We start from the raw sequence: 11,369 nt of genomic DNA, 5'->3' as shown, positions 1-11,369 counted from the left end.
AATTCGTCGTAGCGCCTGTACTCCAACTATACGTTACAGCGCCTCCTGGGGTTAATATCACATTTGTACCCACGCAAATCGTCGGTGAATTAACCGTTATCGTTGGCGGTGGACTGACCACCAACGTTACTGTTGCCGTTGCCGTGCATCCGGAAGAAGTCCCTGTTACCGTATAACTTGTCGTTGTCGCTGGGCTCACTGTGATTGAATTCGTCGTAGCACCCGTACTCCAACTATACGTTGTAGAACCACTTGCTGTTAATGTACCAGAAGTTCCAACACATATTTGAGGGGGAGGGGCAATAACAACAGATCCAGCTCCTCCAATACTTGTTATGTTTACAGTATCACTATTAATAGGTTCACAATTACTGGAAATAGTTACGGTATAATTTCCGGGGCATAAGCCCGTAGCTGTTTTTGTTGTTTGTCCGTTGCTCCACAAATAATTGAAAGAAGTAGAAGTACTTCCGCAGCCGCTCAAATTAGCAGTTGCAGTACCATTACAACCGGCACAACCTGATGCAGGAGTTCTTGCTATAGTAACAGTTAAAGTTGGTGCAACCACCGTATAGGAAGACACAAAACCTTTACCACAAGCATACATTAAATTGTTAGGAGCTAAATGTAAATCGTAAACAGCACCTGATGCAGCAATCGTACCAGTTTGGTTTAGTAATGAATCATATACATTAATATTTGTATTATCACCCAAATAAACATTGTCGCATTGATCTACATCTAATCCACCCCATTTAAAAGAAGTTGCTGTAATAGTTTTCGTAGTAACAATTGCTCCTGTCGCTTTATTGAGTCGTTTTAATTTTGCGCCATCATACATATACAACCAATTTGGACTTGCCACCATTCCATTCATGCCATTGGCTGTACCAGTTGAACCACCTGCATAAGTAATACTACCTATTTCTTGGAAAGCATAACCATCATTCACAATATAAGCAGTGGGAGCAAGAGCAGGCAAAGCACATTTTGCTAACGTATTATTAAAACCGGCACCAGCACCTAATAAGGATTGAGTGGTAGCAATATAACAATTGCTTCCATTGTTGTCAATAGCTAACAAACAAATATCATGATATCCACTTGTTGCCCCAAACACATTAACAGGAGTAACGGCGGTAAGAGTTGTATCGAGAATAGCAGCTTGGTAGGGTTGACTTGTATTTCCAGTTCCAATTACAATTTCTTTGATGCAACTGTTGTATTCCATCCTCCATATTTCAATCATATTAGGAGTACCTGCGTAAACACCCGTTTGAACACCAAGCGCATTAACTTTAAAAATCTCCGCATTAGCGTAATCAATGCCTTCTCCAACATAACTAGATCCGCTCACGTGGTCAACTGCGAAATCTCCATAAGCAGTTGTGTTATTAACCGAGTTTGGTGCAGCTACCCATTGAATAGCACCAGCAGCATTTAATTTTTTTAATTGATAAGGCGATTGCCCTCCATAAACATAAATGTTTCCATTATTGTCATAATCCAAATCATAAGCAGAATTAATTCCAGTTAAAGCAGGATTAGTAGTCCAAGGATCAATAATTACCGTTTTGCTGTGATTATAATTTCCGAGTTTAAAACCAATTTGATTTCCTATTAATTGAAAAGAACTTTCTATAGAAGTATTGTTTTCATAAAAAGTTTTCGGAGTATGATCTATAAACTTTCCGAATAAACTTTTCATCAACACATTTCCTTCTGAATCCAATTTCGGATTTTCAGCATTTTGATATTCCAATTTAACCTTTGAAACATCTGCACCTGGATGCAAAATAATGGCATATTCTATTCCTTCTTTATCACCTTGGACAAATGAATATTCGATATCAATATTTGGATAAATATTTTTGTAAAGTACCTTTTTATATGCTTTTGCGATAATTGTTTTGTTATCTTTTTCTCCGTTAGGATAGGTGTAATAATAAGAAAGTTCTTCTTCGGGAATAACCTCTGGATGTGGATTTGCATTTAACCACTGAACACCAAAAAATTGTTTTTCTATTTGCGGTAAATCTTGTGCCTTTTTTTTACCACTTTCTACTGCATCACGTTGTCCTTCGGTAACATTTGGAGCTTTATCATATTCGTAAGTAAGTCCGTTTGCGTTAAAATAAATCTTTATACCAGTAACGTTGGCAGTGAAAAGAATTTGGTCATTTTTATTATCTTCATTGTGTATAAATTGACCTTCATTTTCTACAAATTCTTTGGCTTCAAAAGGATTGATTGTCCAATTTTGCCGAGCAGTTGTATAGGTGTTTTTTTGAGTGCGAATGGTGCTTTTAGACGAGGAACTTTTATTCTGCGCATTGCCAGAGGTATTAAATAACAGTAATAAAAGGGCAGCCGCCAAAGTAGAGTAAGATATTCTCATGGGCATAGTAGTTTAGTTACTGACAAAGCTATAATAATTCTATTAATATTCCAAATAGAATGTTAGCAATTAGTGATTTATGTTAAAAAGTTGAATTCAACACGATTCCGTGTTCCAGACGCTTTATTTATTACTTTTGCCGCCCATGAATTATTTATCTGTTGAAACGCTCTCTAAATCGTACGGCGTAAAAAAATTGTTTCAAGATGTCAGTTTTGGCATCAATCAAGGACAAAAAGTAGCATTAATTGCCCGAAATGGAGCAGGAAAAACTTCTTTGCTTCGGATTTTGGCCGGATTAGATGTGCCCGATTCGGGTTCTGCCGTTTTTCGTAAAAATTTACGCGTTTCTTATCTCAGTCAGCAACCGGATTTAGCACCCGAAAAAAAAGTGCTGGAAATTCTTTTTGATTCCGATACCGTTATTTTAAAAGCCATTAAGGAATACGAAGAGTGTATTCTCGAAAGCGAAAATCCTGAAAAAACATTTGATGGCGAACGCTTGGAAAAAGCAATGGCTGCAATGGATCGTTTGGACGCCTGGAATTACGAAGTAAAAGTAAAACAAATACTTTCCGAATTAAAAGTGGATTATCTGGATCGCCCTATCAGCGCGCTTTCTGGTGGACAAAAAAAGCGTGTTGCGTTGGCGCGCGTACTCATCAACGAACCTGATTTTTTGATTTTAGATGAACCTACCAATCATTTAGATATTGAAATGATTGAGTGGCTCGAAAATTACTTAACAGGCAAGGAAATCACGCTTTTCATCGTTACGCATGATCGTTATTTTTTGGATCGCATTTGCGATGAAATCATGGAATTGGATAACCATCAATTGTATCGTTACAAAGGCAATTATTCATATTTTATTGAGAAAAAATCAGAACGCGAATTGGCTTCTTCCAGCGAAATCGACAAAGCCCGAAATTTATACAAACGCGAATTGGAATGGGTGCGACGAATGCCTAAAGCACGTGGTACTAAGTCGAAATCGAGAGTAGATGCATTTTACGATGTAGAAGCGAAAGCAAAATCCCGGAAAACGGAAGACGCACTTCAACTCAATGTAAAAATCCCACGCATGGGCGGAAAAATTATTGAACTCATTAAAATCTCCAAAAGTTTTGGTGAACATTTAATTCTGAAAAACTTTTCATACACCTTTAAAAAAGGCGAAAAAATTGGTATTTCCGGAAAAAATGGATCTGGAAAAACTACTTTTTTAAATATTTTACAAGGCACAGAATCCTACGATTCTGGAAAAATACAAACTGGCGAAACCGTAGTGTTTGGCTATTATTCGCAAGAAGGAAAAATTGTTGGCGAAGCGGATAAAAGAGTTATCGAAGTAGTAAAAGATTCGGCAGAATACATTACCTTAAACGATGGTTCCAAAATATCTCCATCGCAATTATTGCAACGATTTTTATTTCCGCCAGAAGTACAATACGGCTTTGTTTCCAAACTCAGCGGAGGCGAAAAGCGTCGGCTTTTTTTATTGACTGTATTGATGAAAAATCCGAATTTTTTAATTTTGGATGAGCCTACAAACGATTTAGACATCACCACTTTAGGAATTTTGGAAGAATTTTTACTCGATTTTCAAGGATGCGTTTTAATCGTTTCTCACGATCGCTATTTTATGGATAAATTGGTGGATCATATTTTTGTTTTTGAAGGTGAAGGCGAATTAAAAGATTTCCCCGGAAATTATTCTCAATACCGCGAATATCTTGCCTTAAAAGAGAAAGAGCAAAAAGCGGTGATTCCTGAAAAGGTTGAAAAAATAATTTTCCAAGAGCCTGAAAAAAAGGATTCCGCAACACGAAAAATATCTTACAAAGAAAAATTAGAATACGAACAATTAGAAAAAGAAATCGCAGAATTAGAGCTTCAAAAAAATAATTTTTTGGAGCACTTAAATAAAGGTAGCCAAAACCACGAAGAGTTGCGAAAATGGGCGGAAGAACTTGAAAAAGCAACACAATCGCTCGACGAAAAATCGCTGCGTTGGATGGAACTTGCCGAATTAATGTAATTTTTTTGTTCTTTTGTAGGAAGAAAAAAATGCATTCGAAAAAATAATTTTTCGAACCTCAAAAAAAGAAATGAGTAAAATAACCATCGCGATTGACGGATATTCCTCTTGCGGAAAAAGCACGCTGGCAAAGGCTTTAGCTGTAAAAATGGATTATATTTATGTGGATTCTGGCGCGATGTATCGAGCCGTTACGCTTTATTTGCTTCAAAACGAAATCATCAAAAAAGGAAAATTTGAAATTACAGAAGTACTGAAATCATTGAATAAAATCCATCTTTCCTTCGAATACAATTATCACAACAAAGCGTCTGATACGATTTTAAACGGCGTAAATGTTGAACACGAAATTCGCACGATGTACGTTTCTGAAAACGTCAGTAAAATAAGCGTTATCAAGGAAGTCCGTGATAAAATGATGCATATTCAACACGATTTAGGAAAAAACAAAGGCGTTGTAATGGACGGTCGAGACATTGGAACGCGCATTTTTCCGAATGCTGAACTAAAAATATTTATGACAGCAGATATGAATGTGCGCGTGCAAAGACGATTGGATGAGATGACTTCTAAAGGCGATTATGCTACGTTTGAAGACGTAAAACACAATTTAACGCAACGTGATCACGACGATACACATCGCAAAGAAAGTCCGCTGACACAAGCCAAAGACGCGATTATTTTAGACAATACAGATCTCAATAAAGAGCAACAATTGGAATTTGTACTGCGCGTGATAAATGATTTATTACTGACAAAAGATTGAAAAACAAGCATTCTTTTTCGTTTAAAAGAAACGCCAATAGAAATATTTTTTTACATTTGCACAAAAAATATTTAAAAATAAATCATGGGAAAAGGTGATAAAAAAAGCCGCAAAGGCAAAATAGCAATGGGTTCTTACGGTGTCAGCAGACCAAGAAAAGCTTCCACAGGAAATGCTTTTGTTCCAAAGTCTTCTAAAAAATCTACACCGAGAGCTGAGAAAACCGAAACAGTTGAAGCACCAAAAGCAGCTGCTAAAAAAACAACCGTAAAAAAAGCAGTGGTAGCAAAAGCGCCAGCAGCTGAAAAAACAGTTGCGAAAAAAGCACCTGCAAAAAAAGCAGCTAAAAAGGAAGAATAGTATTTTTCAGTTTTGTTGAAATATTCCAACGCCTGCTTGATTGTGGGCGTTTTTTTTATTTTACATTTTATCTAAATTAGAAAAATAATTTTCGGATCGTTCTATTTCTCTCAACAATTTTAGTTGAGCTTCCGCTGAAAAATTATTTTTCTCAAACCCTTTATTTCTGAGCTCTAAAAGTTGAGAAACTGTAGTTTGCAAATCCATTAAACCGTAATGTTCATCGCGAACATAATGCATAAATTTCAACATCGTAAATCCATCAAACCACGAAAAAAAGCGTTTCAAAAAATATTTTTTTGAAGTCGAATTTTCGTTCCATTCTTTTACCCTTTCAGAAAAATTATTTTCAGCTAAAAATAATTGAACTGTATTAGGAAGCACTAATAAAAAATCTGAAAAATTATTTTTTTGATAGCAAGATTCTATCGTATCAAAAAGCTTTTTGATGTCAATAAAACTTTGCGGATGATATGCCGAGTATGAATTATTTTTTTCGTCTAACCATTTCTGAATCGCTTTACCTGTACCAAAAGGAACCCGATTAGAAGGACGCGGAGAAGGAATAATTTTTGTTTCATTTAACTCCGAAAAAAAACCAAGTAGCATAATTTTTTGTAGAAAATAAAAATCTTCTCCCGCCTTTCGCTTGTTCATTCCACCTTGTTTTTTATACACTTCTGCGCGCACCGCCATCGAAGAACCTATCGTGTGGAATGCAAAAGGAAAGCCCGCGTAACGTAAGCCCTGATTGTAATAGCGTAAAAATAATTCGTATTGAATAATCCCTTCGTACACTTCTTTTGAAAATTCATTTCCGTTAACGGGATGCTCAAAATAAATAGAACAGGCTGGCGTTTTGGGATTTTTTAGGAAATGATTTTCGAGCGCGGTAAAATAATTTTTTTCGCATAAACTATCTGCATCCATGCAGGCAATTATTTTATTTTTTTGTGTTGATTTTTCGAAACGTAGATACGCTTCGTCCATTCCAATTTTTCGCGCTAATCCAACACCTGCATACTTTTTAGGAAGTAAACAAGCTTCTATTAAATAAAATTTCAGTTTATAATCTAGGTGCTTTTTTTTCCATTCTAAAAAATATTTTTTCGTTTCATTGTTTTGAAAAATTATTTTCTCGTCAGCGTTTTCTGAGGCATTTAAAACAACAATTATTTCAGTCGAACAATCGCTACGTGTGCAATTCAACAAAGCATCCAGCGTATTTAATAAAAGTGATTCGTTGAAACAAGGAATGACAACTACAATTCCTAAATCTGCGGGAACATTATCAAGCAATAACATCGCTCAACAAAAATTTTAGCGTATCCACATCGTCTGCATAATCCCATAATTCGGGCTGTTGCGTTGTTCCAAATTTTAGTTTTGAAAAATTATTTTTTTCAGCCGTTACACAACATTGAATGTTTTCTTTTTGAAAAGCTATTTTTTCGAACAAGGATTTTTCATCTGAATAATGCTCGTAAAAAAGCACGGCAACAGGCGATGCAAAGTTTTTGTCTTCTTTCAAAATTAAAAAATTATTATCGAAAACAGGCTCCAAACGCATTAAATAAATTGTTTTATTGTAATCGTAATTGTTGGCGTATTTGTGATTGTTGATGACGAAATTAAATTCGAAAAACGACTCAAATAATAAATTTACATTGTATCCTTCCGGGAAAAAAAGTTTAGAAACATTTCGACAACCCAAACCAAAATAAGAAAAAACATCCTCGCCTAAAAGTGCTAAATCATTGGCAGCTTCGGTGCCATCTAACACAGCAACAGAAGTGCGATTTTTACGAATAATGTGCGGATATTTTCCAAAATAATAATCAAAATAGCGTGAAGAATTATTACTGCCTGTTGCAATAACCGCATCAATCGAAGGCAAACGACCTTCTGTAAATAAAATTTTATTTTTAAAATCTGGTTCTAATTCTGTGAGAATTTCTGCCAAAAGCGGAATCAAAACGGTGTCAGACGAAGAAAGTTTTCCAATAAAATTATTTCCTGAAACCAGCACGCAGATCATATCGTGGAAACCAACCATCGGAATATTTCCCGCCATGATAACACCAACATTTTTATTTCCAATATATGTTTCAATTTGATTTTGATAGGGAAAAATCCATTTCTCCAATTTTTCTTTTCGAAGCATTTCTGCGATGGAAAAAAGTGCTTTTTTTACATTCGATTCCGTAAACCAACCATTAACAAAAAAAGAACGAGCAATAGCAGCATCCAGCTTTTCGGCATATTTTTGATTTGAAAAATTATTTTTTTCAGTCAATAAAAAGTGTCGTAAAATATCGCTGAGCTCTGAAAAAGCAGCGAGTCGTTTCTTTAATTCCATTCAACGAATCATTTATTTCAAAATAATGTATCTTTGCGAAGATTTTTGGCAAAACTAACAATTCAAATTTAACATTTCAGCAAAATTATGGCTATAAGAATAACAGACGAGTGTATCAATTGCGGAGCTTGCGAGCCGGAATGCCCGAACAACGCGATTTACGAAGGAGGAAACGAATGGCGTTTTTCTGACGGCACGTCTTTAAAAGGAAATTTTACCGGAAAAAGTGGATTATCTGTCGAAGCAGATTCGCCGCAAACACCGAAAACAATGGATGTTTATTACATTGTTACGGATAAATGTACGGAATGTGTTGGTTTTCATGACGAGCCACAATGTGCGGCTGTATGTCCCGTGGATTGCTGTATTTCGGATGATGATAACAAAGAAAGTAAAGAAGAACTTTTACAGAAAAAACAAACTTTACACGTTTAATCAAAAAAATAATTTTTGAAAAGCCATTCTTACGGATGGCTTTTTTTGTTATTTATCATTTTATACGTAGCTTTGTATTCTATACGTATAATATAAATATACTATGAACACAAAGTTGACATTGAGCATTGAGCCAGAATTGATAAAAGAAATTAAAAAATATTCTCACCAAAAAGGTATTAGTATCTCAAAAATAGTGCAAGATTATTTTACCATTCTGACGCAAAAAAACAAACAGAAAAAAAAATCAGCTGTAGATGAATTAAGTGGAATGATTGAAGATTTGGATATTCCTGAGAATTTTAATGCCGAAACAGAAAGAGAAAAATATTTACTAAAAAAACACTTGAAATAATGCGCGTTTATTTAGACACCAATGTTTTATTAGATTTTTTTTTGAAAAGAGAGCCTTTCTACGAAAGCTCAAAAAGTATTATTCGTATGGCGGACGAAATGAAAATTATTTGTTATACATCTCCAATAAGTATTTCCAATATAGCATATATTATGCAAAAATTTGGACGCGATAAAGTGAAAAATTTAACTTTAAAATTGCTTAGCATTATTCATTTGACAGAATTAGATAAACAAATTTATATTGCTGCATTCAATTCAAAATTTGAAGATGTGGAAGACGCTTTACAATATTTTTCTGCATCAAAAACAAAAGCAGATGTTATTATTACACGCAATACAAAAGACTTTAAACATTCTTCTATCGAGATAAATACGCCCGAACAATTTTTAAACCAACGTGTTCCTTAATTTTTTTAGCATGAAACGCATTTGTTTTTTTGTTTTATTTATAGTTTTCGGAAATACGCTGAAAGCTCAAAAAACTGCTACGGATAGTTTATTGAGTTATCAGGATACGTTGAAAATACTGCAATATCAATTTTTTGAAGGACACAACGATGCAAAAAAAATAGCAGCGGATGAAAAATTTAATCGTTTGCTTGGCGAAGCATTAAACGTTTCAAATTCGTTTGATTTTGGATTTGATTCGCTAACTAAAATTGCGCGCATTACTTCACCCGACAAGCAATTCCGTATTTTAAATTGGAATGTTCCGTTAGACGATGGGACTCAAAAATATTTCGGATATGTACAATCTCTCAATAAAAAAACAGGAAAATACGAGGTGTATCCGCTCGAAGATAAATCGGAAGAAATACGAAATATCCACGATGCAGCCTGCGATCCGAATAAATGGCTGGGAATGCTTTATTATCAAATTGTTCCGAAAAAATACAAAAAGAAAACCTATTATACTTTACTTGCCTGGCAAGGATTTAGCGCCATTATCACCAAAAAAATAATTGATGTGGTTATATTTAATGCCACTGGAAAACCAACGTTTGGAGCGTCTATTTTTAAAATAGAAAAACGGTATCCGAAAAGAATGATTTTTCAATATTCTGCCAATGCGACGATGTCGCTGAAATACGATGAAAAATCGGGCATGATTTTGTTTGATTACCTCGCGCCTTATGAAGAAGGAATGGATGGACAATATCAGTTTTATGCGCCCAGTTTCCGCGTAGACGGCATTAAATTTAAAAATGGAATTTGGAATTATGTGAAAGAAGTGGATGCAAAAAATCCGAAAACAAAAAATGATAATTTATTTGTTGATCCAAAAAAAGGTGGCGGTCTGTAGTACAATTCCTTTTTAAATTACAGCACTAAAAAAGGTTTCAAAAAATTATTTTTTCGAAGCCCTTTATTTCTTCAGCAAATTGCCTACTTTCTACTCTCTTTTTAAACGAAGCACTCCGAAAAATTATTTTGTATCTTTGTAAAAAGCATTTTTGTATGAAAAGAATTTATATTTTATTACTGTTACTCGCTTTTTTGGCTTCCGAAAAAAAAATTTATGGACAGACGAAAAAAGATTCATTGCAATATTTTTTAATGGACAGCTTGAAAGCATTTACCGTTTATGCTGATACTGCCAAAACACTTAATAGAATTGACGCAAATGGAAAAAAACAAGGTGCTTGGAAAAAGAATTATCCAAACGGAGCGATGCGCTATAAAGGCTATTTTGTAGATGATCAACCCGTTGGTGATTTCGTTTATTATTATTCGCGAGATACCATTCAAGCTGTATTGGATTATGGCAATGGCACGGATGGAAAAGCAAAAGCAACGATGTATTTCCCTGGGGGAAATTTGATGGCAAAAGGTTTTTATACTCAAGAGAAAAAAGACAGCACTTGGTGTTATTACGATCCATACGGACCGGTAGTTTCAACCGAAAATTATCTAAACGGCCTGAAAAATGGTGTTTGTAAAATATTTTATCCAAATGGACAAGTAAACGAAGAACGTACTTGGTTAAACGGAAAACAAAATGGTATTTGGCGACAGTATTTTGAAAACGGAGCTATTAAATCTTTGGGGAGATATCAAAACGATTCACTGGATGGAAGAGTAACTTTTTTTTATCCAGACGGAGTAAAAATTGCTGCGCAAGGAATTTATAAAAACGATGTTAAAAATGGAGAATGGATTTTCTATAAGGATGATGGCACGGTGTTAAATAAACAAACGTTTAATATGGGACACATCACGAAAGGACAAGTCGTAATTACGCAGGAAGAACAAGATAAATTGAAAAAAGATTACGAATTGAAAGAAGAACAAAACAAAGAAGATCAGCCGAAATAAGAATTTTAAAATGAACAAAAAAGGAAAAGTGTTGGTGGCAATGAGCGGCGGAATTGACAGTTCTGTGGCGGCTTTATTATTGCATGAGCAAGGTTACGATGTAATTGGGATTACGATGAAAACTTGGGATTATGCAGGCGTTGGTGGATCAAAAAAAGAAACCGGTTGTTGCAGTTTAGATTCCATCAACGATGCGCGATTATTGGCTGTTAATAACGGTTTCCCGCATTATATTTTAGACATCCGAAATGAATTCGGAAATTTTATCATTGATAATTTTGTGGAAGAATACCTTGCCGGAAGAACTCCCAATCCTTGCGTTTTATGCAATACACAC

The 11,369-nt window shown here is 34.9% G+C and carries 12 protein-coding genes; 9 read left to right on the top strand and 3 right to left on the bottom strand.

From position 1 onward, the window contains the following. Positions 1–2,398: hypothetical protein (locus tag ABIZ51_08520; GenBank protein MEO7088819.1), on the bottom strand; the 2,398-nt coding region annotated here is incomplete at its 3' end. A 145-nt stretch (positions 2,399–2,543) separates the two neighbouring features. Between ABIZ51_08520 and ABIZ51_08515 the strand changes: the two genes are divergently transcribed. From ABIZ51_08515 to ABIZ51_08505, 3 genes are all read left to right on the top strand, one after another. Further along, on the top strand, positions 2,544–4,439 hold the full coding sequence (locus ABIZ51_08515; GenBank protein ID MEO7088818.1) for an ABC-F family ATP-binding cassette domain-containing protein: 1,896 nt from the start codon (positions 2,544–2,546) through the stop codon (positions 4,437–4,439). Positions 4,440–4,509: 70 nt separating this feature from the next. After that, the gene (gene cmk, locus ABIZ51_08510; protein MEO7088817.1) at positions 4,510–5,205 is read left to right on the top strand and encodes a (d)CMP kinase; all 696 of its coding nucleotides are present in this window, start codon (positions 4,510–4,512) and stop codon (positions 5,203–5,205) included. Positions 5,206–5,289: 84 nt separating this feature from the next. Next, positions 5,290–5,565 (top strand): 30S ribosomal protein THX, encoded by a 276-nt coding sequence (locus tag ABIZ51_08505; GenBank protein MEO7088816.1) that lies wholly within the window; start codon positions 5,290–5,292, stop codon positions 5,563–5,565. Positions 5,566–5,625: 60 nt separating this feature from the next. Here ABIZ51_08505 and ABIZ51_08500 read toward each other — a convergent pair whose 3' ends face one another. Beyond that, the gene (locus ABIZ51_08500) at positions 5,626–6,870 is read right to left on the bottom strand and encodes a glycosyltransferase (protein MEO7088815.1); all 1,245 of its coding nucleotides are present in this window, start codon (positions 6,868–6,870) and stop codon (positions 5,626–5,628) included. Beyond that, positions 6,857–7,924, bottom strand: a complete 1,068-nt coding sequence (locus tag ABIZ51_08495) for an acyl-CoA reductase (GenBank protein MEO7088814.1) — start codon at positions 7,922–7,924, stop codon at positions 6,857–6,859. Before ABIZ51_08495 ends, ABIZ51_08500 begins: the two co-directional genes overlap by 14 nt. Before the next feature lie 87 nt (positions 7,925–8,011). Here ABIZ51_08495 and ABIZ51_08490 point away from each other — a divergent pair, with 87 nt between their 5' ends. From ABIZ51_08490 to ABIZ51_08465, 6 genes are all read left to right on the top strand, one after another. Then, entirely contained in the window at positions 8,012–8,359 is a 348-nt protein-coding gene (locus ABIZ51_08490; GenBank protein ID MEO7088813.1) for a 4Fe-4S dicluster domain-containing protein, read from the top strand. 103 nt (positions 8,360–8,462) lie between these two features. Then, positions 8,463–8,714 carry a DUF6364 family protein gene (locus ABIZ51_08485; GenBank protein MEO7088812.1) on the top strand — a complete coding sequence of 84 codons (252 nt, stop codon included), beginning with the start codon at positions 8,463–8,465 and terminating at the stop codon, positions 8,712–8,714. Then, entirely contained in the window at positions 8,714–9,124 is a 411-nt protein-coding gene (locus ABIZ51_08480; GenBank protein ID MEO7088811.1) for a PIN domain-containing protein, read from the top strand. The genes ABIZ51_08485 and ABIZ51_08480 overlap by 1 nt, the downstream gene beginning before the upstream one ends. 10 nt (positions 9,125–9,134) lie before the next feature. Beyond that, complete coding sequence (locus ABIZ51_08475) at positions 9,135–10,019, top strand: hypothetical protein (GenBank protein MEO7088810.1); 885 nt, start codon at positions 9,135–9,137, stop codon at positions 10,017–10,019. Positions 10,020–10,174: 155 nt separating this feature from the next. Beyond that, a complete protein-coding gene (locus tag ABIZ51_08470; GenBank protein MEO7088809.1) occupies positions 10,175–11,032 on the top strand; it encodes a toxin-antitoxin system YwqK family antitoxin in 858 nt (285 codons plus the stop codon). A gap of 10 nt (positions 11,033–11,042) precedes the next feature. Further along, positions 11,043–11,369: tRNA 2-thiouridine(34) synthase MnmA (locus ABIZ51_08465; GenBank protein MEO7088808.1), on the top strand; the 327-nt coding region annotated here is incomplete at its 3' end.

It is taken from the genome of Bacteroidia bacterium, from assembly GCA_039924845.1.
GTDB lineage: Bacteria > Bacteroidota > Bacteroidia > DATLTG01 > DATLTG01 > DATLTG01.
This window is presented reverse-complemented; position numbering and strand designations above follow the sequence as displayed.